This window comes from Mucilaginibacter sp. AK015 (assembly GCF_014200785.1).
Lineage (GTDB): Bacteria > Bacteroidota > Bacteroidia > Sphingobacteriales > Sphingobacteriaceae > Mucilaginibacter.
On the sequence record NZ_JACHCV010000001.1, the window covers coordinates 1,065,740 to 1,091,506 of the forward strand.

Consider the following 25,767-nt stretch of genomic DNA (forward strand, 5'->3'; position numbering starts at 1 on the left):
AAAGAGATTGCTTCGTACCTCGCAATGACGGCTTGAAATAAACAATACCACCATGAACCAATCAAAAATAGCCATTATAATGGGCAGCAAATCGGACCTGAACGTTATGCAGGATGCCGCGGATGTTTTAAAAGAACTGGGTGTTGCATACGAGATAACCGTGGTATCGGCACACCGCACTCCCGACAGGATGTTTAGCTACGCCCGTGCCGCTGCCGACCGCGGTATAAAGGTTATTATAGCAGGTGCCGGCGGCGCAGCCCATTTACCGGGCATGGTGGCCTCGTTAACGCATTTACCGGTTATTGGCGTACCCGTAAAATCAAGCAACTCAATTGATGGCTGGGACTCTATCCTGTCTATCCTGCAAATGCCAAACGGTATCCCTGTGGCAACCGTAGCTTTAAACGCGGCTAAAAATGCAGGCATCCTGGCAGCACAGATCCTATCGACCGGTGATGAATATCTGGTTCAAAACCTTATCGCCTTTAAAGAAAAATTAAAGCAGGCGGTTGAAGCGTCGGCTGCTGAAATGGAGAGGTAAGTCGAAAGTCTTTAGTCGGTAAGTCCTGAAAGTTAAGCCCTTGTCATGCTGAACTTGTTTCAGCACCTCTCATGTTTGTTACTCGTCCGTGAGATCCTGAAATAAATTCGGGATGACAGTCCTCATTAAATGTCATCCTGTATTGGTCGACCAATAGCAAGGCGTACAGGTTTCTGACAGCTTCAGCGACACGTACTAATTCAACATAGGGTTTTCGGGAAAATTGGCAATGTGGGCGTAGCGCTGGCCAAGGCCAATCACTACCTCTTTCCAAAGGTTATGTTCGTTATTGCTAAATATATTGTCGGCTTCAAATTTATTGGCTACTATCCACGCGTCCTCGCGCAGTTCATCGTCAAGCTGGCCGGGTGTCCAGCCCGAGTAACCCATAAAAAACTTCACTTCGTCTTCTTTTAACTGGTAACTGGTTATCAGCTCCTTTATTTGTTCAAACTCGCCGCCCCAGTAAATACCATCCCATATTTCAATACCATTGTCAATTTTGTGGGGGCAGCGGTGTATATAATGCAAGGTATTGGCCGCTACCGGGCCGCCCATGTAAACAGGTATTTCTGAGTATGAAATATCAGGCAGAATATCGCCAAGCAAATATTCTGTTTGGTGGTTAAGGATAAAGCCCATAGCCCCTGCTTCTGAATATTCGGTAAGCAATATAACCGACCGTTTAAAATTTGGGTCGGGCATAAAGGGTTCTGATATAAGCAAACGGCCCGCAGCCGCCGATATTTGACTTAGCATAGGTTTATATTTATATATCATTAACAATAAATTTAAAAAAATGTTCATTAATCGTCAAAATGAACCGTCTGTAGATATGTACGGTATAATTAATTTGTAAGTTTGCGCTGATGGACCAGAAAGATATAGAAAACTTACGCCAGGACTATAGTGCGGCTTCGCTGAACGAAACCGACGTTGACGCCAACCCCATACGCCAGTTTGACAAGTGGTTTAACGAAGCTATTAATTTTAAGATACACGAACCCAACGCCATGACATTGGCCACCGCAACACAGGATGGCCGACCCTCGGCAAGGATAGTGCTGCTTAAAGGCTTTAGCGATGATGGATTTAAATTTTACACCAATTACCTTAGCCGAAAGGGTAAAGAACTAAGTAAAAACCCCTTAGGCGCCCTTGTATTCTTTTGGGGGGATATGGAACGCCAGATACGTATTGAAGGCACCATTGAAAAACTGGATAAAGCTTATTCTGAAAAGTATTTCCACTCGCGCCCAAAGCTTAGCCAGATCGGGGCGGCAGCATCGCCGCAAAGCAGGGAAATTGACAGCCGCGAAGAGCTTGAACAAAAAATGGCAGCGTTAGAAACTGAATACGCTGATAGCGAAGTGCCAAAGCCATCTTACTGGGGCGGTTACATTTTAAAGCCCCGCCTGATAGAATTTTGGCAGGGTCGCCGCAGCCGCCTGCACGACAGGATAGTTTATAAAAAAACGGATAATAAAAACTGGAAAATTGTTCGGCTGGCACCATGAGTTTTGATGATATCAAATTATTGCTTATCCAAAAGTTTGGCGAAACTGTAATTATCGGCGAAGAACGCGCCGGACTGCAGCCCGCCCTGCTAATAAACCCTGACCATATTGCCGGTGTTTGTTTGGAGCTGCGCAATAACCCAAAAACTTATTTCGATTTTCTTTCGTGCTTAACAGGAATCGACTACGGTACAGAAGCCGGCCGGTTTGGTGTGGTTTATCACCTGTCGTCTATCCCCTACCATTTACAGCTTACACTTAAGATAAGTAAGGAGAATGACCGCACGGGGGATAATTTGCCATCGTTCCCGAGCATCACCTCGGTTTACCGCACTGCAGACTGGCACGAGCGCGAAGCTTTTGACCTGGTAGGGATATTTTTTGAAGGCCACCCTGATCTGAGGAGAATTTTACTGCCTGAGGATTGGGAAGGTTATCCGTTAAGGAAGGATTACAAAGCAGCGGAATATTACAAGGGGATAAAAGTAGACTGATTTGGTAAAAAATAACAGTAAAGTACGTCATTGCGAGGAGCGATAGCGACGTGGCAATCTTCGACAAAACAGTGGGCAGCATACCCATCGAAGATTGCCACGCTACGCCCGCAATGACGCTAAGAAAATAAGAAATTGAACATTCGAAATTCGAAATATAACCAAGCCCTCGATCGCTATCACAAGAAGATAGCGGATGCTGCCGTAGAGGATATGGTGCTTAACATGGGTCCGCAGCATCCTTCTACGCATGGGGTTTTGCGGCTGGAGCTGATAACCGACGGCGAGATAGTGAAGGAAGTGATCCCCCATGTAGGGTACCTGCACCGTTGTTTCGAAAAACATGCCGAATCGCTCACCTATCAGCAAACCATCCCTTTTACCGACAGGCTGGACTACCTTGCATCAATGAACAACAGCCATGCCTGGGTAATGGGCGTAGAGAAAATGCTGGGCATTGATCAGGATATCCCAAAACGTATAGAATATATCCGCGTACTGGTATGCGAACTTAACCGCATTGCATCGCACCTGATCGCCATTGGTACCTACGGTATTGATATTGGCGCCTTTACCCCCTTCCTGTGGTGCTTCCGCGACCGCGAACATATTATGGGCATGCTGGAATGGGCCTCGGGTTCGCGCATGTTGTATAACTATATTTGGGTGGGTGGTTTATTTTACGATTTACCCGTCGGGTTTGAAGAGCGCTGCCGCGAGTTTGTAGATTACTTTAAACCAAAAATGGTTGAGCTTAACCAGCTTTTAACCGATAACCAGATATTTATAAGCCGCACCGCCAATGTTGGGGTGTTGCCTATGGATGTGGCCATTAACTGCGGCTGCAGCGGCCCCGTGCTGCGTGGCTCGGGGCTTAAATACGATCTTCGCCGTATTGATAATTACTCGGTTTACCCCGAACTGGAATTTGACATCCCGGTAGGTAAAGGCGAAATGGGCACCACCGGCGATTGCTGGGACAGGTACAAAGTGCGCGTTGACGAGATTCAACAATCGCTGCATATTGTTGAGCAGTGCCTTAACCGTCTGCAAAACGAATTAAAACGCACCCCCGATTTTGATCCCCGCGCCAAAATGCCCCGCAAACTAACTCCAAAAGTGCAGGATTATTACGCCCGATGCGAAGGCGCTAAAGGCGAACTGGGCTTTTATTTTGTACATAATAACGAACGTTCCGAAATTCCATTCCGTGCTAAAGTACGTGGCCCAAGCTTTAACAACCTATCTGTACTGCCCGAAATAGGCAAAAACATCATGATAGCCGACCTGGTAGCAATTATCGGCTCGCTGGATTTTGTATTGGGCGAAGTGGATAGGTAGGATTTTAGAGAGTAAGGTTCGTGATGATAGATTGGGCTGCTTCAGTTTTGACTAAATAAGGCATGCGTCACTGCGAGGTACGAAGCAATCTCTTTAGGACAATTCGACACCTTACATCAACGAATGGCTCAAAGAGATTGCCTTGTCGCTATCGCTCCTTGCAATGACGCGTTGATGAAGTGAGCCAAAAAAAGGGAGGCAGTTTCCCGCATCCCTCTTCGCTATATAAATTGTTGATTTTTTACTGGTTGTAAACCTTCACCATAAACACATAGTTACGCAGCTTTTTTATTTGCTGGGTACGGCTAAGGCCGGCCAGGGTATTTTTGGTGTTAAGTGTAAGCGATTTGCTTAACGAATCGGCAGGGATGTTTTGGATGGCCTTTAGCAGGTAGTTTGATTTTACCGCGAAAGCCGCCCCGGTTGTTTGGGTTTGCTTACCGTTTATCACACCAATAATATTGCCCTTATCATCAAGTAAGGGGCCACCGCTGTTGCCGGGGTTAACGGGTATAAATACTTCATATTCGGTGGTATCGCCGCGGAAACCGGTGCTGGCGGTTAGGGCGCCGGGGCCAAACTTGATGTCATCGCCGGGGTAACCCAATGTATATACTACTTCACCTAAATCGCTTTTCGATTTTTTAAATGTATACGGCACCGGGCCGATATTTTTGAACAACGTATCGTTGATCTGTAAAATGGCTACATCATACGCCGGATCGGTATAAACCACTTTGGTGTGGTACGATTCGCCGGCAGCATTTTGAACATATACGCTGTCGCCACCGTTTATCACATGATAATTGGTAACAATGTAGCCATTACCGGTAAGGGCGAAACCTGTGCCTCTGAACCTTGCAGAAATGCTGGGACCGGTTTTAGTGCTTTTAATAATATTATCCTGCTGCTGCCCCAACTGGCGCTGCTGGTCTTTAACCAGTTTAACCTCCCTGCTCAATTGCTGGAAACGGGGATCCTTGTTGCTTAGGTCGCCGGTGGCGTAAAGTATAAGCAAAACCGCAAATATAGCAACCGATGCGGCTACGGATATTTTTGAGTGGTGGTTACGCCACATTTGTACCACCCACGATGGATGCGCCATCAGGTCGTCCTTTAGAGTATGCACATCAATCTCCTCGTGTATCTCGTCTAAACGGGCCTGCATGCTCAAGCGGTCGTTATATTGTTTTAACAGGTCTGTAAAATGTTTGTGCTCTGTTATTTTTGCATCAATGGTCGCATCCTTTTTGCGCAATGCCTCAAACTGAGCGCGTTCACCCTCGGGCATTTCGCCGCTCAGGTAGCTCTCTATCATTTCTAAAAGTTGGTTATCTTTCATTTCGTCGCCCCTTCCTTATATTACTGCTGAAAAAATAATTTCTTCAGCCTTTGCAAGCACTTGTACTTCTGTGTCTTCGCGTTATCAGCATTGGTGTAGCCAAACCGTTCGCAGATATCCTGCATCGATCTGTTATGCATGTAAAAATCTTCCATAATAGTTTTGCAGGGTTCGCCGAGTAACTTTAGCGCGTCGCCCATTTTGTTAAGCTGCGTATCGCGTTCCTCGTGCATCTCCACCTCATCCTCAACCGGCAGGTATTCCTGAAAATCTTTTATATCGCCGCCGTACCTGTTCAGTTGCTTAAGCCGCTTCAACCATAAACGCCTGCATATCGAATATATGTACGTTTTTAATTTGCTGCTCAGCTCAAAATCGCCCCGCTTAACCTTATTGTAAAGAACTATTATCGCTTCCTGGTAAATATCCTTAGCCTCATCCTCGTCGCCATTGTTACTGATAACGAGTTGTAAAACCATTGGAAAATAAGCCAGGTATAATTTTTTTAAAACACTATCAGAGTTATTAAGTATCCCAATGATCACTTCCCTATCCGATGGTGCTTCCACATTTAACTGATTATTCACTACTTAATACTTTTTATACTCAATTGTAACCCAATTATATTTTTTATTTTTTCGGTCTATGTTAATAGCATGCTGCATTCCGCATCTTGCCGCAATATCGGTAAATATTTATTAGCACAGAGCGGCATTAAATTTGAGTTAGGTATGGCATAACATAAACAGCTTAGTATGAAAAATTTAATAAAGACAAGTTTTTTAGCGTTTTTTATCGCTACAACATTTGCCGCGTGCAGCGGAAACAATTCTACGCACGTTCCGGATAGCACGCGGGTAGATACCCCGGTAAACAAGAATGCTCCTGATGCCGGCGGCGCCGAAGCCAACGGCGCGCCATCTGCTATCGACAGCGGGATGGATAAATCCGGATCGGGCGGTACTGATAGCGTAAAACAAAATGAAAAGCGAAAAGAATTTGACCATTAATACCGGCATTATTACCAAAAAAAAGCCCCGTATCCCCGGGGCATTTTTTTTTGGGTCACCTTTTTAAGATTTTGCTATTAAGTTCACAAACATTCAAACAAAGCAAAAACTAAAAACAATGAAAAATCCAATTAAAATCACATTCTTAGCTTTAGCGATCGCCTTTACCGCCGCATCTTGCGAAAGTCAAAAAGCTACAAACGGGGTAGACAGTACTGTAAAAGTAGATTCAACCGTAAAAGTTGACTCAACCGTTAAAGTCGATTCGACCACCGCGCCTGTTGATTCAACAAAAAAAGACAGCGTAAAAAAATAATTTCAATTAGTGGGTTACCTTTTTCAGATCGGCGTATTAACAACCGATAAGAATAAAATAACTTACAAATCATCAAACAACAAAAAATGAAAAATTCATTCAAAATCGCATTTTTAGCTTTAGCTATCGCTGTTTCAGCTGCTGCTTGTAAAGGTTCTGGTTCTGCATCTTCAGCTGATTCTGCTGCTGATACTACTGTTAAAGTTGACTCAACTGTTAAAGTTGATTCTACTGTTAAAGTTGACTCTACTGCTGCTCCAGCTGATTCAGCTAAAGCTGATTCAACTAAAAAATAATTTAACGTAACCCGTTAAATACTAAAAAATTACATTGTTAATTTTTTAAGTTTTTTAATTTTTTAAAGAGGTAACCTGCATTTTTTTTAAAAAAGTGGGTTACCTTTTTTGGTTTTGGGTATTAACTAACGAAAAACTATTAAATCACTTAAAAAAAACAAACAATGAAAAATGCATTCAAAATTGGCTTTTTAGCCTTAGCTATCGCTGTTTCAGCTGCTGCTTGTAAAGGTTCTGGTTCATCATCTGCTACTGATTCAGCTGCTATGGACTCAGCTAAAATGGATTCGGCTAAAATGGATTCAACTTCTACTATGACAGATTCAACTAAAATGGATTCTGCTGCAACTGATACTGCTGCTAAAAAAATGTAATAACTTTTTTTGGTTAAAAACGCCCCTGGTTTTCAGGGGCGTTTTTTTTTGCCTTTTATTTACGTGAAAACATTCGAGTGGAAGTTTGTTTATTGATGGAAAAGCGTGCACATGAAATATTCTGAATGGAAAAACCTTAGCGACGAAGACAAGAAGAACACCCACTGGCGACATCACCCCCGTATCAGGATCGCTACAATATTCACCTTCCTGTTTGCGCTCCTGTTTTTTGTGGTAATGCTCCGTGTGCTGCAAAACCGGCGCGTACATGTAAACCGGAAACCAAATGCTAAAGAAGCGTTTGCTATAGCCAAGGTATTTATCAACGATAAACTGCGTCAGCCCGGTACGGCCAGCTTCCCAAAAAGCAGGTTCGAATCTGATATTGATACCGCCCGCAACACCTACAACATATCATCGTATGTTGACGCGGCAGACAGCGCCGGAAAAATAGTTAAAACCACTTGGCGGGTAAGCCTATCGTATAAGGGGGGCGACTGGGCCGATAAAAAGAGCTGGAACGTTGTTGATATGCGTATAAACCGCTAACGCGACTAATGCCGTTACGTTTTTGCCCGCGGCTTAGGTTATTATTTTATGCTGTAACCATAGGATAACGCCTGCATCAAGATTAGTTCTGCGAGCATGCCTGCCTGCATAAGCTTCCCTAAACAGTCCCGCGGGCAATAAAACGACAAAAAAATATTGCTTTAGTTAATTTTCAGTACGTTATGATATAATAAGTACGGCTTATGATCTTCCTCTGAACGCAGATATTATCCAGATGACCAATAGGATCACTACAATTACGGCTATAACGCCTACAGCTGCCCCGGCTTTAAAAATACCGCCGATAACAGAACATCCGCTAAAGGCAACCATTGCCAATGCGATCAAAAATAAGTTAATTTTTTTCATGGTAGATCATTGTAAGATTTATGATTGTAAATCTTAGTACAATAATCAGACCTTGATTATTACAGTAATAAATTTGAATCAGATTCTTCCGTTTCTGTATTCTCGTTTGGTAAAAATTGTACAGCAATCAATACAATAAAGATTGCTAACAGGCTCATGGGTACAAGGGCTTCAACAGCAACTAACAATAGTTCCATACTTAAATTATTGGGGGGTAATAATTAAAACTGGTTAATTCTTGCCTTAGCTCAAATTGGTATTTTTCATTCGGGTTGCTTAAAGCTAAATATTGTTTTCTGAAAAAACCAAGAAATGTTAATAAGTTAATAAAAAAGTTACAAGTGTATAAAAGTTAAGTTTGGGGCACAAAATGTAAGTTAAAACGCAATAATCTGCAGCCGATGTGTAAATTCACCGCCTTATGACACCGCCTCTGATCACCATCCATAACGCATCGATAAAACTCCCGGAAAAATTCCTATCCGCTAATTTGAATTTTGTGCTGCATCCCGGCCAAAACTGGGCGCTTACAGGTAAAAGCGGCTCGGGTAAAAGCGTGCTGCTGCAGGTTATCGCAGGTAACATGGCCATAAGCGGTGGTAACATTACCTACGGCTTTATGGATGAGGTGTATCAGCAATTGCCCCTTACAAATGATTTGCTCACATTTCATCGCTTTATTGCTTTTGCAGGCGCTAAGCACCATTTTAAAACATTATCAAATACTACCGAATTTTATTACCAGCAACGGTATAATTCGTCCGACGCTGAAGATAGTTTTACCGTACGCCAATACCTGCAATCCGTTAAGGTCAACAACCATCGACCTCCATACTGGACGTTTGATAAAACTGTAGCATCCCTAAATTTAACCGCACTATGTGATAAGCAAACCATTAAACTATCAAACGGCGAAACCAAACGCCTGATGATAGCAGCCGCTTTGCTAAAAAATCCGATTATATTATTATTAGATAATCCGCTAACGGGCCTGGATACAGCAACCCGCAAAGCCTTTAACGATCTGCTAAGCGAGGTATCAGCCTCGGGTATCAGTATCATTATGGCAACATCTGCTTTTGAAATTCCGGATTGTATTACCGATGTGGCCATTTTAGATAATGGCTGCGTGAGCCAAAGCCTGAGCAAACAGGAATATGAAGCAAGTGAACACTTTACCGCGCCGAAAGCATTTGTCGACGCCGGGGTATTAGGGCAATTGCTTAACAGCCCGGCAGTAACGCATAGCTACGATAAAATTGTAAGCATGACGGATGTTTTAGTTAAGTACGGCGACAAGGTTATCCTGAATAAAATAAACTGGCAAATAAACCCCGGCGAACGCTGGGCGCTGCTTGGCCCCAACGGTGCGGGTAAATCAACCCTGCTGAGTTTGATAAACGGCGACAACCCACAAGCCTATGCCAATAACATTACACTATTTGATAAAAAGCGCGGCACCGGCGAAAGCATCTGGGACATTAAAAGTAAAATAGGTTTTGTATCGCCCGAGCTTTACCAGTATTTCCCTACCGATAACTCGTGCCTGCAGGTTATTGAGAGTGGCTTTTATGATACACTGGGCCTTTTTAGACCCAGCAGCCAAACCAAAGCCCACCTGGCGTTGAACTGGATGAAAGCGTTAGAGATAGAACAATATGCGCGGCAGCTATTGAAAAATATCCCGGCCAGCGCGCAGCGCCTTTGCCTGCTGGCCCGCGCGCTGATCAAAGCCCCTGCCCTGCTCATATTTGACGAACCCTGCCAGGGACTGGATGATCACCAGCAGCAGCACTTTAAAGCCGTGGTTGACGCCATTTGCAGCATTAGCAAGGTAACGTTGATATATGTTACCCATTACCAGCACGAAATACCTGATAGCGTGGATAGAGTTTTAAGGTTGGATAAAGGCTTGGTAGTTGGCAGTTAACGGTGTGCAGTTAGCACATTTGTCAACCCAACAACACCTTTCACCTCTACCCTTTCACCTTTAAGCCACAACAACGTATATTTGTGTATGAATACAGCCGAACTGTTGCAGCGTGCTTTAGCTTTTGATTTTTTGAGCATTGATGAGGGGGTTTACCTTTACAACAATGCATCAACGGCGGACCTAATGTACGTAGCGAACGAACTGCGTAAGATACAGGTGCCGCATGGCAAGGTTACGTGGCAGATAGACCGGAACGTAAACACTACCAACGTTTGTATTGCCAACTGTAAATTCTGTAACTTCTTTCGTCGCCCGGGGCACGAGGATGCTTATATTACCGATATCGAGACCTATAAAAAGAAGATAGAGGAAACCTTTAAGTATGGCGGCGATCAGCTTTTGTTACAAGGCGGCCACCACCCTGAGCTTGGCCTGCAGTTCTATACCGATCTTTTCCGCGAGTTGAAGCAGTTATATCCAAAATTAAAGCTGCACTCGTTAGGCCCGCCGGAGATAGCCCACGTATCTAAATTGGAAAGCATGAGCCATTACGACGTGCTCAAGGCTATGAAAGAAGCGGGACTGGACTCGCTGCCAGGTGCAGGCGCTGAAATTTTGAACGACCGGGTACGCCGCCTGATATCAAAAGGTAAATGCGGCGGCCGGGAATGGCTCGATGTGATGCGCGCGGCGCACCAGCTAAACCTGCCCACATCGGCCACCATGATGTTTGGCCACATCGAAACCATTGAAGAACGCTTTGAACACCTGGTTTGGATCCGCGATGTGCAATCAGGAAAACCTGAAGGCCATTATGGCTTCGTGGCCTTTATACCATGGCCATTCCAGGATGATGGCACCTTGTTAAGAAAAGTTCGAGGCATCACCAACAACGTAACAGGCGACGAGTATATACGCATGATTGCCCTGAGCCGCATTATGCTGCCTAATATTAAAAATATCCAGGCATCGTGGTTAACTGTGGGCAAACAGGTAGCCCAGCTTTGCCTGCATGCGGGCGCTAACGATTTCGGGTCTATCATGATCGAGGAGAACGTGGTATCTGCCGCCGGCGCGCCTCACCGCTTCACCGCGAAGGGCATACAGGATTCTATCAAAGAAGCTGGTTTCGAGCCCCAGTTGCGCACCCAAAAATACGACTGGCGCGATATACCGGCCGAGATAGAAGAACAGGTGATAGACTATTAAGTCAGTAAGTTTTTTAGTCGGTAAGTCCGAAAGACGAACCGGCTTTACAATTTTCCTCCTCATTATAAATCTGTCTTCCAAAATCCCTACTTCCGTACATTTTACTACTTCCGGACTTTACTGACTTTCCGACTTTCGGACATTTTTATTACTTTCGGACCTCACGGACTTTCCCGACTTCGGACTATTATGGAAAACATCGAGCAATACATCGAGGCGCTTATTTTTGCATCTGAACAGGGCATCCGTACCGAGGAAATTATTTATTGCCTGCAAGCATCATTCGAGCATGACTACACCGTTGATGAGGTTACGGAACACGTAAACACCATCACCCAAAAGTACCTTGATGATGCTTTCGCGATTGAAGTAGTAAAGATCAATAACGGTTATCAATTTCTTACAAAAAAAAAATACCATGCAGCTATCAGCCTGCTGCAATTACAACGTTCAAAAAAGAAACTAAGCCAGGCCGCGCTGGAAACACTGGCTATTATTGCCTATAAACAGCCTGTTACCAAAACCGATGTGGAGCAAATACGCGGTGTAAACTGCGATTACTCGATACAAAAACTGCTGGAAAAGGAACTGATAGCTATAACAGGGAAGTCGGAAAGTGTTGGTAAGCCGATATTATACGGCACCAGCAGCCTTTTTATGGATTATTTCGGCATAAACAGCATTGCCGAACTTCCACAGTTAAAGGAGATTACCGACAATAGTTCGGCAATTGGCGAGCAATCTGAATAAATTTAAAAATGATTTTAATTGAAAATGATTTTAATTATTTTTACTGATAAATAATGCTGATTATAGCGCAGCAAACGAATAATAAAACAGGCAGGTTTATCTGATATAAGTTTTAACAAACATTTATTAAAATGGCAGCTCCAAAAAAACCTTTGAACACCTCTACCAAGAAGATCAGCGATGAGGAGGATGATGATTTTGATGACGACCCGAAACCGGGCAGGAAAGTGGTGGACGATGATGACGATTTTGATGAGGACATCCCCCTGGATGATGATTTGGGTGTTGCCGGCTTCGACTCGTACGACCCGTATGACGACGACGATGACGATTAATACCTGACGGTATAAAATATACATGCAAAGCATTCAGTAACAAGCTGGATGCTTTTTTTGTAGCTGTTAAACCCAAATTTACCTATGATACCTACCGAAGTTACTAGCAAGGCTGATAAAAAAGCGTTTTTAGATGTCGCGCGTATTATCTACAAAAATGACCGAAATTGGATTTGTCCGCTGGATAACGCTATCGAAGCCGTTTTTGATCCCGCAAAGAATAACTTTCATGATCATGGGAGGGCTACCCGCTGGGTATTAAAAAATGATAAAGGCCAGCTAATAGGCCGCATAGCCGCGTTTATTAATCATAAAAAAGCTTACCAATACCCGCAGCCTACCGGCGGCTGCGGCTTTTTTGAATGTATTGATGATAAGCAGGCCGCGTTCCTGTTATTTGATACGGCTAAAAGCTGGCTTGGGCAAAATGGCATGCAGGCAATGGACGGCCCTATAAATTTCGGCGAGAACGACAATTTCTGGGGTTTGCTTGTTGAAGGCTTTACACCCCCTTCCTACGGGATGAATTACAACCCACCTTATTACCAAAAGCTGTTTTCAGAATATGGTTTTACAACACTGTATGAGCAAATAACCAATCACTTAGATGTGCACAAGCCTTTTTCAGAACGGTTTACCAGGATAGCCAATTGGGTTATGCAAAAACCGGGCTATGCCTTTGCGCATTTTAATGCGTCTGAAATAAATAAATTTGCTGCTGATTTTATTGAGATCTATAATGATGCCTGGCAGGGCTTTGATAACTTTGCGCCCATAACCCATGCCACTATATTGGAAAGCTTCGAAAAGATGAAGGCCATTATGGACGAGAAATTGATATGGTTTGCATATGTAGATAACGAACCGGCGTCGTTCCTGGTGATATTGCCCGATGCAAACCAAATGATAAAGCCGCTTAATGGCAAACTTAACCTATGGGGTAAATTGATTTTTTTATACCGCAAATGGCGGGGCGTATCACGTATGCGCGCTATTGTAATGGGCACCAAACAAAAGTTTCAAAAGCACGGGTTAGAGTCGTGCCTGTTCATTAAATTAAAAGAATATGTATTGCCACTAAAGCAATACGATGAGTTAGAACTATCGTGGGTGGGCGATTTTAACGATAAAATGCTCGCCATACATGCTGCCGTTGGCGCGGTGTTTGGCAAAAAGCATTTAACAATGCGGTATATATTTAAAAAGCCCGAATAAATCGGGCCGTTAATTACGCGTTGGCTATTTTTTTATGACGTAGCTCTTCAAAGAGCTCAATAACCTTCTTCTGCAGGTCAATAACTTCAGTTTCGCGGTCCATCAGCTTCTTGTTCACATTTTCAAGCTCGGTGGCTATCTTCTGATCTTGCTCAACCTCGTTATAGGTAAGCAGCTGAACTACCGACATTTCAAATAAAACCGCTATTTGCTCAAGGCGCGAAAGGTTGATATCGGTAATACCGGTTTCAATTTTAGAAAAAGCAGGGATAGAAATGTCTAAGCGTTTAGCAACTTCTTCCTGGCTCCATCCTTTTTGATGGCGCAATAACCGGATCTTTTTTCCAAGTGTCTTCATATATCACGTTAATTAGGTAAGGTTTCTCAATAGTTAATAAAGTTACAACTTTTTTTATCAACAAACTAATAATCAATAAATTTTATAGCAAAATATTTTTTAATTCTATTAAATTAATGCCCCCGAAATTGCCCGAACTCATCATCAGCAGGTTAGTATGGTTAATATTCAGGTTTTCAAGGTGTTTCAATAACCCCGCCGGGTCATTAAAAAACAATAGTTTTTTGTTTGCAAAGGCTTCTTTTACAGCCTCAGCCGCATACGGATCGATCTTTTTCTGTTCAAATGTTTTTTTGTCGATAAACACGATCGCGCTATCAGCCTGATCCATAGTTCCGGCATACTCGTTCAAAAAATCCTTATTTAAACTGCTAAAAGTATGCAGCTCGATACACGCGATCAGCTGCCTGTCAGGAAACTGCGCCTTAACTGCACGGATAGTTGCTGTAAGCTTCGATGGCGAGTGGGCAAAATCTTTAAATATAGTAGCGTTATCATTTTTTCCAACCACTTCCAGTCTGCGTGCCGCACCTTTAAATGTGGTGATATATGTATAAAAATCAGCGCTGCCGATGTCCAGCGCCTCGCATACTAACCGGGCGGCCTGCATGTTCAATAAATTATGCTGCCCAAATACTTCGAGCACGTACTTTTCACCATCGGCGATAATGCTGGTTATACCGTTATCAATGGTATATTCGGGCAGATCATAGGGTATTTTTTCGATAGCTATATTTAGGTTTGCAACCATCTTGTTCAATACCTCATCGGTTTGGCTGTAAATAAGCCTCCCGTTGGGTTGTATGGTTTCGGCAAATATCTTAAACTGATCTATATAATTATCAAATGTGGGGAATACGTTGATATGGTCCCAGGCTATGCCGCTTATTACACCGATATCCGCTTTATAAATATGAAATTTCGGGCGCCTGTCTATAGGCGAGGCCAGATATTCGTCTCCTTCAATGATCATCACCGGTGCATCACGCGTAAGGCCAACCATGGTTTCAAAGCCCTCGAGCTGTGCGCCTACCAGGTAATCAAACTTTTTACCAGCCTGCTGCAATACGTGCAAAATCATGCTGGTAATGGTGGTTTTGCCATGGCTGCCGCCTATAACCACACGCAATTTATCTTTAGATTGCTCGTAAATATAATCGGGATACGAATATATCTTAACACCGAGATCCTGCGCTTTAAGCAATTCAGGATTATCTATCCGGGCATGCATGCCTAATATAACAGCATCAAGGCTGGTTGTTATCTTTTCGGGGAACCATCCCACCTCTGCCGGCAATATGCCATATTTGGCTAACCTGGAAGCCGAAGGCTCAAACAGTACATCATCAGAACCTGTTACGTTAAATCCTTTTTTATGAAGGGCAATAGCAAGGTTATGCATAGCACTACCGCCTATTGCAATAAAATGTACGTTCATAAGTATATTGGCAATTGCGCAGCAAATTAACGCAAAAAATACCTGTCGGAACAACAATTTCGCAAACTATAACCCAATAAATTATCATTTAAGCAACAAAACGGGTATGGTGGAGTTTTTTGCTAACTGCTGTGATATGCTGTTATGTAATATGGATTGCAGGAAACTATAGGTGTGTGGCAGAGCGATAACCATCTGGGCATTTTGTTCGGCGGCAAAATTCAGTATCCCGGTAATAACATCGGGGCTATTTACGTAAAAATACTTAGGCCGGAAACTTTTTAACATGCCATGCACAGACGTTTGCTGCGCCAATTGTTCAGTATCGGCATCCTTGCCCGAAGGATTTATATTCACCACCAATAACTTAACCATCTGTTTGCCTAATAGCTTGTGCAAAACATCCATTGGTATGTTTTCTTTAACCTTCTTAAAATCGCACGCTAAAACAGCTTCGTTAATTAAGTGATACCGGTAATCAGGCGGTACTACAATAACCGGCACCGCACTCGCCTTTGAAATTTTGATAACATGATCGCCGATACCGGCGCTTCCTTCGCGTACGGTACTGTTACCGATACTGCCTAATATCACCAGGTCGGCGTTATCCTGGGCAATCACATCAACCACCGCGCGCAACAAGTGCGATCGGTTTAAGCGTATGTTTATCTTAACGCCTTCCTTAACCTGCTTGCTAAGTTTGTCGCGTAGTTTTTTTAATCCCTCCAAGCGGTCCCTTGCTTCCTCTTCTATCTCCTCCTGGCGAAGCATTACCATATTTGTATCAGGGAACATTGTCTCGTATGGCGATATGTAATAAGCATTCATAAGGATGATGGTTGTTACATCGCTTTGATGACTTAAACTGGCAGCAAAATGAGCGGCATTCAATGCGGCTTCAGAAAAATCGATGGGTACGAGATAGGTTTTCATATTTGCGAATTGGCTATTTAATCCATCTGAAACAGATAGCTCCATAAATTTAACAATGTTGAAGTTTTAATTGTCAAATATCCTTCATATTAAAGTAGAATAATTGCATTTGAGTGAAAACGTACCCATGTTTGTACTGTAATAAAAAACATTACAATTAATTATGAACGGCCGGTTCCCTATTGCGATGCACATCATGACCCTGCTTTGTAAAGCTGACAGTTTGTTATCATCTGACTACATGGCGGGCAGTATAAATGTTAACCCGGCATTGGTACGTAAAGAACTGAGCAACCTAAATAAACATCAACTGGTAACAAGCCGCGAGGGCAAAAACGGAGGTTACAGTTTAAGTAAACCCGCCCGCGAAATTAGCCTTGCGAGTATTTACAAGGCGGTTAAGCCAAATCAAATATTGGGGCAGGCTAAAAACGAGCCCAACCCCGCCTGCCCGGTTGGTAAACAGATCAACGAACATTTAAATGGCCTGGATAACGAAATTGAACAAACCATGATGAATAAGTTGGGTACCACGAACCTGGCTGAGTTTTGCAAAAAGTTCAATTAAAAAATTTACACTAAACTGTAACAAATTTAATTACATATAACAAATAACATTATGAAAATTGCGATAATAGGCGCTACAGGATTTGTAGGCCCCGCCTTGGTAAAAGAGGGTTTATCCCGTGGTTATGAGATAACCGCGATTGCACGGAATACTGATAAAGTAGAAAAAGCGGCAGGCATAACACCTGTGGCAGCCGATGTAAATGATGTGGAAGCTTTGGCATCGGCGTTAAGCGGGCACGATGCGGTGATCAGTTCGTTTAATGCAGGCTGGACAAACCCCAACCTTTACAACGATTTCCTGAACGGATCGAAAAGCATTCAGCAAGCAGTAAAGAAAGCTGGTGTAAAACGTTTTATAACCATTGGCGGCGCCGGCAGTTTATTTATCGACGGTAAGCAGTTGGTTGATTCGCCGCAATTCCCGAAAGAATATTACCCTGGTGCGTCGTCAGCACGCGATTATTTGAACGAACTTCGTAAGGAAACGGATTTGGATTGGACCTTTGTAAGCCCTGCGATAAACCTGCATCCCGGTGAAAGGACGGCGAAATTCCGTTTAGGTACCGAGAACCCGGTGTTTAATACGGAAGGTAAAAGCGAGATAAGCACCACTGACCTGGCCGTTGCAATATTTAACGAACTGGAAAATAATCAGTTTGTTAAAGCAAGGTTTACATTGGGTTATTGATTTTGTAATTCCAAATGTTTAAGAATGATTACACCAGTCTCGATGAACCGGTGTAATCATTTTAAAAACCGGTGTAATCCTATAAAACAAACTTAGCCGCTACCCACTCTTTATCTTTTTTGTGGGTAATGTACTTTAGGTTGTATTTGCGTGCTTCTTCGGTAATGATATCAAGGTCAGGCGATTCATAAAACCCGCTAAAATAGATCTCACCGCCAGGCTTAAGCGTTTCGCCGTAGCGCTCCATCTGGTCTGTCAGGATATTACGGTTGATATTAGCCAGGATAATATCATATTGCTCATCAGGAATAACTTCTTTTGAACCGCACAGCGCTTTGATGTTTCCGATATTATTCAGCGCTGAATTTTCAATAGTGCTTTCGTAGCATACCACGTCGTAATCAATAGCCGTAACATCTTCAGCGCCAAGTTTGGCCGCGAGGATGGCCAATATACCTGTTCCGCAGCCCATATCCAGTACCTTTTTGCCCGCAAAATCATTTTCCAGCATCAGGCCCATCATCATGGCCGTGGTTTGGTGATGGCCGGTCCCGAAAGCCATTTTTGGGTCGATGACGATCTCGTAAGGAAACCCCGGCTTCGGCTCATGAAACGTTGCACGAACAAATACCTGGTCGCTTATTTGTATGGGCTCAAAGTTGCTCTCCCACACCTCATTCCAGTTTTTTTGAGGTATAAGGGTGATGTCATAACTAAAAGTGAACATGTCGCGGTAAGCAGCGAGCGTATCATCCAATAACTGTCGGTTAAAATCGTCCACGGGGATATAAGCTTTAAAACCCAGGTCAACCTCTTCAAAGGTATCAAAACCGATCTCGCCCAAAGCGCCTATCAGCAGGTCCTGCTGATAATCTTCGGTGGTAATGGTTGTAAAAAGCAGTTCGTAGTAGTTCATGGTGTAGATTTGAGTATTGAGATGTGAGATATGAGACTCAACAACCTGTGTAGCTTGTCTCAAATCTCATATCTAACATCTCAAATCTAAAAGACTAATTAAACGCCTTAACAATATCCGTAAAGTCGCGCGATTTCAGGGATGCACCGCCGATAAGGCCGCCGTCGATATCCGCGCAGGCAAAAAGCTCGGCCGCGTTTTTAGGGTTGCAGCTGCCGCCGTAAAGTATCGTTGTATCATCTGCAACCTGCTGATTATATTTTGCGGCAATTTCCTTACGGATAAACGCGTGGATCTCCTGCGCCTGGTCTGACGTTGCGGTTACGCCGGTACCAATAGCCCAAACCGGCTCGTAAGCCAATACCAGTTGCCCAAATTTTTCGGCATACAGGTGAAAAATGCCTTCGGCCAACTGCCTTTTTATTACATCAAAATGCTGACCTGCTTCGCGCTCCTGTAAGGTTTCGCCGATGCAGAAGATAGGTTTTAAACCGTTGGCCAAAGCCGTATCAGTTTTTTTAGCTAAAAGTTCGTTGCTTTCCCCAAAGTACTGGCGGCGCTCCGAGTGGCCTAAAATAACATATTCGGCACCAACAGATTTGATCTGCCTTGCAGATACCTCGCCTGTATAAGCGCCGCTTTCGGCCTGGTGGGCATTTTGCGCGCCAACCGCTACTTTATGATATCCTTTGGCAAGTTGCGCCAGGCTATGCAGATGAATGAACGGACTGCAAACCACCACTTCCTGGTTGCCGGTTGCTTCGTCTTTTACCATGTTTATCACTTCAGTAAAAAGGCCAAGGCCTTCCGTATAATCAAGGTTCATTTTCCAGTTTCCGGCTACAATTTTTTTTCTCATCTCAGTTTGTTTAGTCCATGGGCCATAGTCAATAGTCCATAGTATTAATTAATATTCTATTTGTATTTCATGCATAGCTGCCAGCCATTTCGGCACCTGCTTATTTTTTAACTCCCTTTGTAAGCTCATAGGCTGCCGTCAAAATAGCTTTTTCAGCATCATCAAATTTGCGGTGCGGGCGCCGGGCCACTGCCTTAGCAGCGGTATCTATCATTTTGTCAAAAGCATATTCTTCAAAGCCATTAGCGCCGCCCCACGAAAAGTCGGGGATATAATTGGGCGGGTATCCCCCACCAAAAACATTAGCGCTTACGCCAACAACCGTGCCCGTATTAAACATAGTATTTATACCACATTTGGCGTGGTCGGCCATAATTAAGCCACAAAATTGCAAACCGGTTGGGCGCATGCTTTTCGTCGGGTAATCCCAAAGTTTCACCTCGCCATAGTTATTTTTCAGGTTCGAGTTATTGCTGTCGGCGCCGATGTTACACCACTCGCCTACCACGGCATTACCCAGGTAACCTTCGTGGCCTTTGTTAGAATAGCCCCAGATAACCGCGTTGTTTACCTCGCCGCCCACGCGGCAATACGGGCCAACAGTAGTAGCGCCGTATATCTTGGTGCCCATTTTTATCTGCGAGTGCTCGCACAAAGCAAACGGCCCGCGTATATTGGTACCTTCCCAAACTTCGCTATTGGCTGCCAGGTAAATCGGCCCGTTCAATGTGCTGAAGCTGCAACACTCGGCTTGCGCACCCTCTTCAGCAAAAAAATCATCACCTATTATCGTATTGGTACTGCTGATATTGGCGCTTTTGCGGCCTTTGGTAAGCAATTTAAAATCCTTGCGAAGTTCGGTGTCGTTTTTACGAAAAATATCTTCAGGGTGGCGAATCATCACCAACTCGTTGTTGTAAACTATTTCGTTTGTATAAGTGGCAAGTGGGTTAAAAGCTGCAGCGTAAACATCATTAAGCTTCACTGCCACCAAAATATCCCCGCAGCGCAGTGCTTGCCCGCTGCTTAAACTCTTGATGGCTTCTACAACCGCCTCATCCGGACAAACCGAACCATTGATAAATATATTATCGTCGTGAATAGCGAGCGGAAACTTAACTTGCAGATATGCTTCGGTACAAAAAGAGAACGTTGATTTTAAATATTCAGCCCATTTTTCGGCTATGGTTAATATCCCTATTCGCAGATCGGCAACCGGGCGGGTGTATGTTAACGGCAGAAGGGTGTTACGAGCATCGTCGTCAAAAAGAATGATTGCCATGGGCCAAAAATAAAAAAAGTCCCCCGTTTTGCGGGGAACTCATCAATATTTTATTAAAAAACACTTATTTTTTGTTGTAACGGGTACGGAATTTATCAATACGCCCGGCTGTATCAACTAACTTCATCTTACCTGTGTAAAACGGGTGCGAAGTGTGCGAAATTTCTAATTTGATCAATGGATACTCGTTGCCATCTTCCCATTTTACGGTTTCGCGGCTATCGATGCATGATTTGGTTATGAAAGAATAGTCGTTTGACATATCCTTGAAAACAACTAACCTATAGTTTGATGGATGCAGATCTTTTTTCATTGCTATTGTATACTTTCTTTCTTATAAAAGAGGTGCAAATGTAACAATAAAAGTTTAAAGTAAAAAGCTTAACGTAAAAAGTTTTTAACAGGGTGTTGAGAGGTTTTGTTTGGTTAGTATTTTATACTTCACGTCTCCGATGATTGGTTGAATATAATACGTATCAAGGCTCTTGAAATTCGGCTGCACCAATATCAAAACCACTCCCGGAAGGGCGCACGCCGCCGTAATAATCGGTATTTATACCATACGCCGAAACATTGCTGCCGGCATTAATAAGCGGCGACGATGCTTTTAAACGATAGTTACCGCTGTTAAAGTTTACAAAGCCACAGTCATTAACATCAGTATTGAAATAATTATTTGCCGTGGTAAGCTTCACATCGCCATTCATACGGTGGATGGCTACGCCCGTGCCGGGGTTGATGATCACGTTATTGATAACCGTATTCATGGGTATAAATACCGAATTTAACTTTATCCCGTCGTCTCCGGGCGAGATGATAGTATTGTTTATAAACTGAAAATTTGGGCCCGGCGTGTACCGCGAATCTGCAAAAATACCGTTATTGCCCGCGTTAATGATATAGTTATTATAAACAAGGTTATCCCCAAGCCCCAAAACAATAATGCCGTTGCCCGGCGCATTTTTTATCAGGTTGTTGTAACAAGTACCGCCTGTGCCCTCGCCTATTTGTATGCCATTGTTCTGTCCGCTGGCAAAAGGCGATAACCCGGGTGATGTTATGGTATTATTATACACCTTACAGCCCGAAACCGCGCTGCCAACCTGTATACCTTCGCAACCGGTAGAGTCCACGACGTTGCTATATATATAAACCGCTTTTATATCGTGCGGCAGTACTGTGCCGCACGCAAGCGAAACACCTTCGGCATAAAAGGAGTTGCCCACGTATACGCCCTCACCGCCTGTTTTATGAATATAGTTCCTGTGAATTTTGATGTTCTTCATGGTAAAGTGGCCGCGCTGGGTTGCTATATCGCATGAAGGGTCGGTTTTTGCCATAATACCGGCAAAGCCGCTGTTGCGTACCTCAACATTTGTGATCTCAAAATCCGAGCTTAGGTCGTCCATCGTCATGCCAATGTTTCCGCCGTTCACATCAAATCCGTATTTAACACCAGCCTGTCCGTTACCCGATATTTTAAAGAATTGACAGTTTTGGGTTTTAAAGCCGTATGAAGCCGCGGTTGGTGCAGAGAAAGTTACTTTACCGCCTTTATTAGTGATGATGATTGGATTTGCGGCAGTGCCCTTGAAATTTTTTAACAGCAAAGAGCCCCGCATTCCGGCCGGCACGTATACAACAGCGCCCGGAGGGATATTAGTGCCATCAACAAACCATTCGGAGGGCTGTACAGTATATGTAAACCCCGCGCCGGCGCTATCAGATTCCTTTACAGATAGGGTATCACTCGCCGGCGGGTCGTTCTTAGGCTGAATAATTGTTTTTTTTGTGCACATCGCAAAGGATGACACCACCAGCATAGCTGCTATGCCGCGTAACAGATAACTTGTCATTAAGGGTTAATAAAATGTAACGACCTTTATACGTTGTTTATGGTTTATTGGTTGTTTAACAATTTTTTTGGGATGGCTGTTAGAATGGGATGCAAACATCCTTCAACGGCATATTGTCCGCCCCTCATATAAAGCCACTAATTATAACACTGCTTACTCGCCTTTATGTGATTATCAATAGCAAACTAATTGATATAATTTCAAACTCCTGTCCCTACTTCGGGGCGCTTCGGGGTATCCTCCTGGCACAACTCCACCAAAACCCCATTCATTCCTTTTGGGTGAACAAAGCAAACCAGCTTATTATCGGCGCCTCGTTTTGGTACATCATTCAATAAAACAAAGCCTTCTGCTTTAAGGCGGGCCATTTCGGCTGCAATATCAGTTACATCAAAGGCTATATGGTGGATGCCTTCGCCGCGTTTTTCAATAAATTTAGCAATAGGACTATCCGTATTGGTGGCTTCCAGCAGTTCTATCTTATTTGGCCCGGCCTGCAAAAACGCGGTTTTAACCCCCTCGGTGGCCACATCTTCTGTTTTATAAACAGTTGTGTTAAGCAATTTTTGGTAGATATCGCCCGCCTGTTTAACACTGTTAACCGCAATGCCTATGTGCTCTATCTTATTCATGTCCAAATATTGTAAATTATTGGCATGTAAATGCAATTTATAGCTAACCAAAGCTATTAAAGTAAAAGTTTACGTATATTTGTAACGTTAATTTTTTACCATGAACATCCCAATTTATTTAGATAATAACGCCACTACCCCTATGGACCCAAGGGTGCTTGATGCTATGCTGCCTTACTTTACCCAAAAGTTTGGTAATGCTGCAAGCCGTAACCACCCGTTTGGCTGGGTAGCCGAAGAAGGCGTTGATTATGCACGCGAGCAGGTTGCAAAACTTATCGGCGCTTCTGAAAAAGAGATCATCTTTACATCTGGCGCTACCGAATCTGACAACCTTGCTATTAAGGGTGTATTTGAAATGTATAAAGAAAAAGGCAACCATATAATTACTGCCGTTACCGAGCATAAGGCTGTTTTAGATGCCTGCAAGCACGTTGAAAAGCTTGGCGGACGGGTTACTTACCTGCCGGTTAAACCGGACGGCCTGGTTGACCTTGCCACCCTTGAAGCAGCCATGACCAGCGAAACCATCCTGGTATCCATCATGTACGGTAATAATGAAATTGGCGTTATACAACCTATTAAAGAAATTGCCGCTATAGCACATAAATATGGTGCCTTGTTCATGACAGATGCGACCCAGGCTGTTGGTAAAATACCGGTTAACGTTATCGCTGATGGTATTGATCTGCTGGCCCTGTCGGCACACAAAATGTACGGCCCCAAAGGGGTTGGCGCTTTATACGTACGCCGTAAAGGCCCGCGTGTTAAGGTTACCGCGCAAATGGATGGCGGCGGCCACGAACGCGGCATGCGTTCGGGTACGTTAAACGTACCGGGCATTGTTGGCCTGGGCAAAGCCTGCGAAATTGCCGGTTTAGAAATGGAAAGCGAAGCCAAACGCCTTTCGGCCCTACGCGATAAGCTGGAAAGTGCTTTAACCGTATTGGAAGAAAGCTACGTGAATGGTAATGTAGAACACCGCTTGCCACATGTTGCCAATATATCATTTAAATATGTTGAAGGCGAAGGTTTGATGATGGCCATGAAAGACCTGGCAGTATCGTCGGGTTCGGCTTGTACATCGGCATCGTTGGAGCCATCTTACGTTTTAAAAAGCTTAGGATTATCTGATGATCTGGCACACTCGTCTATACGTTTTGGTCTGGGCCGCTTTACAACCGAAGAAGAAGTTGATTACGCTGTTGAAGTAACCAAAAAAGCGGTTACCCACCTGCGCGAACTTTCACCGCTTTGGGAAATGTTTAAAGAAGGCATTGACCTTGACTCGATAGAGTGGGCAGAACACTAAATTAATTTGAAGATGTGGTAATTTGAAGATTTGAATATTACCTGCATCATTCAACAAATTATAAATGGATTTGAAACATTTTCAAATCTTTAAATTTTCAAATTAAAAAATTAAGAAAATGGCTTATTCAGATAAAGTAATTGACCATTATACTAACCCCCGCAATGTGGGTACGTTAGATAAAAGCAGCCACAAGGTTGGTACCGGCCTTGTTGGTGCGCCAGAGTGCGGCGACGTTATGCGCTTGCAGATACAGGTTGACGATAACAACATCATCACCGATGCTAAATTTAAAACCTTCGGCTGCGGTTCGGCAATCGCTTCTTCATCTTTAGCTACCGAGTGGTTAAAGGGTAAAAGCGTTGACGATGCCATGAAGATAGATAACATGGATATCGTTGAAGAACTGGCTTTGCCACCGGTAAAGATCCACTGCTCGGTTTTGGCAGAAGATGCTATAAAAGCAGCTATCAACGATTTCCGCGTAAAAAACGGCATGGAGCCCATAGCACTGGAAAAATCACATCACTAATTTAGAGATGTAAGATATTAGATGTGAGATTTGAGATACTTGCATCTGGTAAATTATTAATGTTTGAGGTATAATGTTTCGAGCTTGTCTCAAATCTAATATCTCAGATCTCAAATCAAAAACAATGGTAACTGTAACTGATAAAGCAAAAGCTAAAATAGATGCATTAATGCGCGATAGCGGGCTGGATAGCTCGTACTTTTTGCGTGTATCTGTACAGGGCGGCGGCTGTTCCGGTTTATCTTACAACCTCGATTTTGATAACGAGGAAAAAAAGGGCGACCAGTTTTTTGAAGACCGCGGCGTACGCTTTGCCCTGGATATGAAATCGTTTTTATACCTGGCCGGTACCGAGCTTGATTTTAGCGACGGACTGAACGGCAAGGGCTTTAATTTCCACAATCCCAACGCCACCCGCACCTGCGGCTGTGGTGAAAGCTTCTCTGTGTAAAAATTTTATTTAACGACATTATCAAAGGCTGATTATAAACATAATCAGCCTTTTTTGTTTAGTAAACATAGAGACAGCCTGATAACAATGCTGTGCAGTAAGCGTAAAAGAACTACCTGACCGAGAACACGCAAACGTCGACACAAACCGAGATAAATTATTTCGCAACTAAAATCTAAATTAGCGTCTAACAAAAATCTAATGAATCTAAGGTCAGTTTTTAGCACGGTAGTATGTTTAATTATAAGCATATGTATTTCATCTGCCCAAACGGCAACGCGCTCAATAAATATTCTCACAGCAGATAAAAGCGGGCAAACTATTCTAAAACAACTGGTTAAAACAG

At 43.5% G+C, this 25,767-nt stretch carries 32 protein-coding genes; 19 read left to right on the top strand and 13 right to left on the bottom strand.

The features are described from left to right. Positions 1-52 precede the first annotated feature (52 nt). Positions 53-544 carry a 5-(carboxyamino)imidazole ribonucleotide mutase gene (purE, locus tag HDC91_RS04590; protein ID WP_183548837.1) on the top strand — a complete coding sequence of 164 codons (492 nt, stop codon included), beginning with the start codon at positions 53-55 and terminating at the stop codon, positions 542-544. A gap of 195 nt (positions 545-739) precedes the next feature. On the opposite strand, the gene HDC91_RS04595 is transcribed toward purE, so the two are convergent. Beyond that, positions 740-1,303, bottom strand: a complete 564-nt coding sequence (locus HDC91_RS04595) for a YqgE/AlgH family protein (RefSeq protein WP_183548839.1) — start codon at positions 1,301-1,303, stop codon at positions 740-742. Between the two features lie 110 nt (positions 1,304-1,413). Here HDC91_RS04595 and pdxH point away from each other — a divergent pair, with 110 nt between their 5' ends. The 3 genes from pdxH to HDC91_RS04610 all read left to right on the top strand — a co-directional run bounded on the left by pdxH (position 1,414) and on the right by HDC91_RS04610 (position 3,896). After that, positions 1,414-2,061 carry a pyridoxamine 5'-phosphate oxidase gene (gene pdxH / locus HDC91_RS04600; protein ID WP_183548841.1) on the top strand — a complete coding sequence of 216 codons (648 nt, stop codon included), beginning with the start codon at positions 1,414-1,416 and terminating at the stop codon, positions 2,059-2,061. After that, positions 2,058-2,555, top strand: coding sequence for an NADH-quinone oxidoreductase subunit C (locus HDC91_RS04605; RefSeq protein WP_183548843.1), 498 nt, complete (start codon positions 2,058-2,060; stop codon positions 2,553-2,555). Before pdxH ends, HDC91_RS04605 begins: the two co-directional genes overlap by 4 nt. Positions 2,556-2,696: 141 nt before the next feature. Further along, the gene (locus tag HDC91_RS04610; protein ID WP_370576807.1) at positions 2,697-3,896 is read left to right on the top strand and encodes an NADH-quinone oxidoreductase subunit D; all 1,200 of its coding nucleotides are present in this window, start codon (positions 2,697-2,699) and stop codon (positions 3,894-3,896) included. 241 nt (positions 3,897-4,137) lie between these two features. Here HDC91_RS04610 and HDC91_RS04615 read toward each other — a convergent pair whose 3' ends face one another. After that, positions 4,138-5,238: a S1C family serine protease gene (locus HDC91_RS04615; RefSeq protein WP_183548846.1), complete on the bottom strand. Its 1,101-nt coding sequence runs from the start codon at positions 5,236-5,238 to the stop codon at positions 4,138-4,140. 20 nt (positions 5,239-5,258) lie between these two features. Further along, on the bottom strand, positions 5,259-5,825 hold the full coding sequence (locus HDC91_RS04620) for a sigma-70 family RNA polymerase sigma factor (protein ID WP_183548848.1): 567 nt from the start codon (positions 5,823-5,825) through the stop codon (positions 5,259-5,261). A 168-nt stretch (positions 5,826-5,993) separates the two neighbouring features. Here HDC91_RS04620 and HDC91_RS04625 point away from each other — a divergent pair, with 168 nt between their 5' ends. The 5 genes from HDC91_RS04625 (at position 5,994) to HDC91_RS04645 (ending at position 7,783) form a co-directional block, all read left to right on the top strand. Further along, the gene (locus tag HDC91_RS04625) at positions 5,994-6,248 is read left to right on the top strand and encodes a hypothetical protein (protein WP_183548850.1); all 255 of its coding nucleotides are present in this window, start codon (positions 5,994-5,996) and stop codon (positions 6,246-6,248) included. Between the two features lie 118 nt (positions 6,249-6,366). After that, positions 6,367-6,564, top strand: a complete 198-nt coding sequence (locus tag HDC91_RS04630; RefSeq protein ID WP_183548852.1) for a hypothetical protein — start codon at positions 6,367-6,369, stop codon at positions 6,562-6,564. A gap of 86 nt (positions 6,565-6,650) precedes the next feature. Further along, a complete protein-coding gene (locus HDC91_RS04635; protein WP_162431970.1) occupies positions 6,651-6,860 on the top strand; it encodes a hypothetical protein in 210 nt (69 codons plus the stop codon). 164 nt (positions 6,861-7,024) lie between these two features. Continuing rightward, positions 7,025-7,234: a hypothetical protein gene (locus HDC91_RS04640; protein WP_183548854.1), complete on the top strand. Its 210-nt coding sequence runs from the start codon at positions 7,025-7,027 to the stop codon at positions 7,232-7,234. Between the two features lie 111 nt (positions 7,235-7,345). Then, on the top strand, positions 7,346-7,783 hold the full coding sequence (locus HDC91_RS04645; RefSeq protein ID WP_162431968.1) for a hypothetical protein: 438 nt from the start codon (positions 7,346-7,348) through the stop codon (positions 7,781-7,783). A 201-nt stretch (positions 7,784-7,984) separates the two neighbouring features. Here the strand turns inward: HDC91_RS04645 and HDC91_RS04650 are convergent, their stop codons facing one another. Next, positions 7,985-8,152 carry a phosphatidate cytidylyltransferase gene (locus tag HDC91_RS04650; RefSeq protein WP_162431967.1) on the bottom strand — a complete coding sequence of 56 codons (168 nt, stop codon included), beginning with the start codon at positions 8,150-8,152 and terminating at the stop codon, positions 7,985-7,987. A gap of 421 nt (positions 8,153-8,573) precedes the next feature. On the opposite strand from HDC91_RS04650, the gene HDC91_RS04655 reads away from it, so the two are divergent. From HDC91_RS04655 to HDC91_RS04675, 5 genes are all read left to right on the top strand, one after another. Then, positions 8,574-10,082 carry an ATP-binding cassette domain-containing protein gene (locus HDC91_RS04655; protein WP_183548855.1) on the top strand — a complete coding sequence of 503 codons (1,509 nt, stop codon included), beginning with the start codon at positions 8,574-8,576 and terminating at the stop codon, positions 10,080-10,082. A gap of 87 nt (positions 10,083-10,169) precedes the next feature. Then, complete coding sequence (gene mqnC, locus HDC91_RS04660; protein WP_183548857.1) at positions 10,170-11,294, top strand: cyclic dehypoxanthinyl futalosine synthase; 1,125 nt, start codon at positions 10,170-10,172, stop codon at positions 11,292-11,294. A 189-nt stretch (positions 11,295-11,483) separates the two neighbouring features. Beyond that, complete coding sequence (gene scpB, locus HDC91_RS04665; RefSeq protein ID WP_183548859.1) at positions 11,484-12,044, top strand: SMC-Scp complex subunit ScpB; 561 nt, start codon at positions 11,484-11,486, stop codon at positions 12,042-12,044. 131 nt (positions 12,045-12,175) lie between these two features. Beyond that, positions 12,176-12,379, top strand: a complete 204-nt coding sequence (locus tag HDC91_RS04670; protein ID WP_183548861.1) for a hypothetical protein — start codon at positions 12,176-12,178, stop codon at positions 12,377-12,379. 84 nt (positions 12,380-12,463) lie between these two features. After that, a complete protein-coding gene (locus HDC91_RS04675) occupies positions 12,464-13,594 on the top strand; it encodes a GNAT family N-acetyltransferase (protein WP_183548862.1) in 1,131 nt (376 codons plus the stop codon). A 13-nt stretch (positions 13,595-13,607) separates the two neighbouring features. Here HDC91_RS04675 and HDC91_RS04680 read toward each other — a convergent pair whose 3' ends face one another. The 3 genes from HDC91_RS04680 to HDC91_RS04690 form a co-directional block, all read right to left on the bottom strand. Then, complete coding sequence (locus tag HDC91_RS04680; RefSeq protein ID WP_162431961.1) at positions 13,608-13,952, bottom strand: helix-turn-helix domain-containing protein; 345 nt, start codon at positions 13,950-13,952, stop codon at positions 13,608-13,610. Positions 13,953-14,034: 82 nt separating this feature from the next. Further along, positions 14,035-15,390, bottom strand: coding sequence for a UDP-N-acetylmuramate--L-alanine ligase (gene murC / locus HDC91_RS04685; RefSeq protein ID WP_183548864.1), 1,356 nt, complete (start codon positions 15,388-15,390; stop codon positions 14,035-14,037). A gap of 84 nt (positions 15,391-15,474) precedes the next feature. Further along, positions 15,475-16,323 (bottom strand): universal stress protein, encoded by an 849-nt coding sequence (locus HDC91_RS04690; protein WP_183548866.1) that lies wholly within the window; start codon positions 16,321-16,323, stop codon positions 15,475-15,477. Between the two features lie 163 nt (positions 16,324-16,486). On the opposite strand from HDC91_RS04690, the gene HDC91_RS04695 reads away from it, so the two are divergent. Together HDC91_RS04695 and HDC91_RS04700 are read left to right on the top strand one after the other, a co-directional pair. After that, positions 16,487-16,891, top strand: a complete 405-nt coding sequence (locus tag HDC91_RS04695; protein WP_183548868.1) for an Rrf2 family transcriptional regulator — start codon at positions 16,487-16,489, stop codon at positions 16,889-16,891. A 51-nt stretch (positions 16,892-16,942) separates the two neighbouring features. Then, a complete protein-coding gene (locus HDC91_RS04700) occupies positions 16,943-17,581 on the top strand; it encodes an NAD(P)-dependent oxidoreductase (protein ID WP_183548870.1) in 639 nt (212 codons plus the stop codon). A gap of 79 nt (positions 17,582-17,660) precedes the next feature. Here HDC91_RS04700 and prmA read toward each other — a convergent pair whose 3' ends face one another. The 6 genes from prmA to mce all read right to left on the bottom strand — a co-directional run bounded on the left by prmA (position 17,661) and on the right by mce (position 23,126). After that, entirely contained in the window at positions 17,661-18,497 is an 837-nt protein-coding gene (gene prmA, locus HDC91_RS04705; protein WP_183548872.1) for a 50S ribosomal protein L11 methyltransferase, read from the bottom strand. Positions 18,498-18,591: 94 nt separating this feature from the next. Beyond that, the gene (gene tpiA, locus HDC91_RS04710; RefSeq protein ID WP_183548874.1) at positions 18,592-19,356 is read right to left on the bottom strand and encodes a triose-phosphate isomerase; all 765 of its coding nucleotides are present in this window, start codon (positions 19,354-19,356) and stop codon (positions 18,592-18,594) included. Positions 19,357-19,456: 100 nt separating this feature from the next. Then, positions 19,457-20,638, bottom strand: a complete 1,182-nt coding sequence (locus HDC91_RS04715) for a GlmU family protein (protein ID WP_183548876.1) — start codon at positions 20,636-20,638, stop codon at positions 19,457-19,459. Positions 20,639-20,702: 64 nt separating this feature from the next. Further along, positions 20,703-20,951, bottom strand: coding sequence for a type B 50S ribosomal protein L31 (locus HDC91_RS04720; protein ID WP_096351682.1), 249 nt, complete (start codon positions 20,949-20,951; stop codon positions 20,703-20,705). A 163-nt stretch (positions 20,952-21,114) separates the two neighbouring features. After that, entirely contained in the window at positions 21,115-22,494 is a 1,380-nt protein-coding gene (locus tag HDC91_RS04725) for a right-handed parallel beta-helix repeat-containing protein (RefSeq protein ID WP_183548878.1), read from the bottom strand. Positions 22,495-22,694: 200 nt separating this feature from the next. Beyond that, positions 22,695-23,126 (bottom strand): methylmalonyl-CoA epimerase, encoded by a 432-nt coding sequence (gene mce, locus HDC91_RS04730; RefSeq protein ID WP_183548880.1) that lies wholly within the window; start codon positions 23,124-23,126, stop codon positions 22,695-22,697. Positions 23,127-23,226: 100 nt separating this feature from the next. On the opposite strand from mce, the gene HDC91_RS04735 reads away from it, so the two are divergent. From HDC91_RS04735 to HDC91_RS04745, 3 genes are all read left to right on the top strand, one after another. Further along, a complete protein-coding gene (locus tag HDC91_RS04735; RefSeq protein WP_162431952.1) occupies positions 23,227-24,438 on the top strand; it encodes an IscS subfamily cysteine desulfurase in 1,212 nt (403 codons plus the stop codon). Positions 24,439-24,556: 118 nt separating this feature from the next. Then, complete coding sequence (iscU, locus tag HDC91_RS04740) at positions 24,557-24,970, top strand: Fe-S cluster assembly scaffold IscU (protein WP_067059246.1); 414 nt, start codon at positions 24,557-24,559, stop codon at positions 24,968-24,970. A gap of 124 nt (positions 24,971-25,094) precedes the next feature. Continuing rightward, positions 25,095-25,421: an iron-sulfur cluster assembly accessory protein gene (locus tag HDC91_RS04745; protein WP_162431951.1), complete on the top strand. Its 327-nt coding sequence runs from the start codon at positions 25,095-25,097 to the stop codon at positions 25,419-25,421. Positions 25,422-25,767: the final 346 nt, after the last annotated feature.

Bases quoted from the DNA above. Each gene is read 5' to 3' on its own strand.
- purE (WP_183548837.1), top strand. From the start codon at position 53: ATGAACCAATCAAAAATAGCCATTATAATGGGCAGCAAATCGGACCTG.
- HDC91_RS04595 (WP_183548839.1), bottom strand. From the start codon at position 1,303: ATGCTAAGTCAAATATCGGCGGCTGCGGGCCGTTTGCTTATATCAGAA.
- pdxH (WP_183548841.1), top strand. From the start codon at position 1,414: ATGGACCAGAAAGATATAGAAAACTTACGCCAGGACTATAGTGCGGCT.
- HDC91_RS04605 (WP_183548843.1), top strand. From the start codon at position 2,058: ATGAGTTTTGATGATATCAAATTATTGCTTATCCAAAAGTTTGGCGAA.
- HDC91_RS04615 (WP_183548846.1), bottom strand. From the start codon at position 5,238: ATGAAAGATAACCAACTTTTAGAAATGATAGAGAGCTACCTGAGCGGC.
- HDC91_RS04625 (WP_183548850.1), top strand. From the start codon at position 5,994: ATGAAAAATTTAATAAAGACAAGTTTTTTAGCGTTTTTTATCGCTACA.
- HDC91_RS04630 (WP_183548852.1), top strand. From the start codon at position 6,367: ATGAAAAATCCAATTAAAATCACATTCTTAGCTTTAGCGATCGCCTTT.
- HDC91_RS04635 (WP_162431970.1), top strand. From the start codon at position 6,651: ATGAAAAATTCATTCAAAATCGCATTTTTAGCTTTAGCTATCGCTGTT.
- HDC91_RS04640 (WP_183548854.1), top strand. From the start codon at position 7,025: ATGAAAAATGCATTCAAAATTGGCTTTTTAGCCTTAGCTATCGCTGTT.
- HDC91_RS04645 (WP_162431968.1), top strand. From the start codon at position 7,346: ATGAAATATTCTGAATGGAAAAACCTTAGCGACGAAGACAAGAAGAAC.
- HDC91_RS04650 (WP_162431967.1), bottom strand. From the start codon at position 8,152: ATGAAAAAAATTAACTTATTTTTGATCGCATTGGCAATGGTTGCCTTT.
- HDC91_RS04655 (WP_183548855.1), top strand. From the start codon at position 8,574: ATGACACCGCCTCTGATCACCATCCATAACGCATCGATAAAACTCCCG.
- mqnC (WP_183548857.1), top strand. From the start codon at position 10,170: ATGAATACAGCCGAACTGTTGCAGCGTGCTTTAGCTTTTGATTTTTTG.
- scpB (WP_183548859.1), top strand. From the start codon at position 11,484: ATGGAAAACATCGAGCAATACATCGAGGCGCTTATTTTTGCATCTGAA.
- HDC91_RS04670 (WP_183548861.1), top strand. From the start codon at position 12,176: ATGGCAGCTCCAAAAAAACCTTTGAACACCTCTACCAAGAAGATCAGC.
- HDC91_RS04675 (WP_183548862.1), top strand. From the start codon at position 12,464: ATGATACCTACCGAAGTTACTAGCAAGGCTGATAAAAAAGCGTTTTTA.
- HDC91_RS04680 (WP_162431961.1), bottom strand. From the start codon at position 13,952: ATGAAGACACTTGGAAAAAAGATCCGGTTATTGCGCCATCAAAAAGGA.
- murC (WP_183548864.1), bottom strand. From the start codon at position 15,390: ATGAACGTACATTTTATTGCAATAGGCGGTAGTGCTATGCATAACCTT.
- HDC91_RS04690 (WP_183548866.1), bottom strand. From the start codon at position 16,323: ATGAAAACCTATCTCGTACCCATCGATTTTTCTGAAGCCGCATTGAAT.
- HDC91_RS04695 (WP_183548868.1), top strand. From the start codon at position 16,487: ATGAACGGCCGGTTCCCTATTGCGATGCACATCATGACCCTGCTTTGT.
- HDC91_RS04700 (WP_183548870.1), top strand. From the start codon at position 16,943: ATGAAAATTGCGATAATAGGCGCTACAGGATTTGTAGGCCCCGCCTTG.
- prmA (WP_183548872.1), bottom strand. From the start codon at position 18,497: ATGAACTACTACGAACTGCTTTTTACAACCATTACCACCGAAGATTAT.
- tpiA (WP_183548874.1), bottom strand. From the start codon at position 19,356: ATGAGAAAAAAAATTGTAGCCGGAAACTGGAAAATGAACCTTGATTAT.
- HDC91_RS04715 (WP_183548876.1), bottom strand. From the start codon at position 20,638: ATGGCAATCATTCTTTTTGACGACGATGCTCGTAACACCCTTCTGCCG.
- HDC91_RS04720 (WP_096351682.1), bottom strand. From the start codon at position 20,951: ATGAAAAAAGATCTGCATCCATCAAACTATAGGTTAGTTGTTTTCAAG.
- HDC91_RS04725 (WP_183548878.1), bottom strand. From the start codon at position 22,494: ATGACAAGTTATCTGTTACGCGGCATAGCAGCTATGCTGGTGGTGTCA.
- mce (WP_183548880.1), bottom strand. From the start codon at position 23,126: ATGAATAAGATAGAGCACATAGGCATTGCGGTTAACAGTGTTAAACAG.
- HDC91_RS04735 (WP_162431952.1), top strand. From the start codon at position 23,227: ATGAACATCCCAATTTATTTAGATAATAACGCCACTACCCCTATGGAC.
- iscU (WP_067059246.1), top strand. From the start codon at position 24,557: ATGGCTTATTCAGATAAAGTAATTGACCATTATACTAACCCCCGCAAT.
- HDC91_RS04745 (WP_162431951.1), top strand. From the start codon at position 25,095: ATGGTAACTGTAACTGATAAAGCAAAAGCTAAAATAGATGCATTAATG.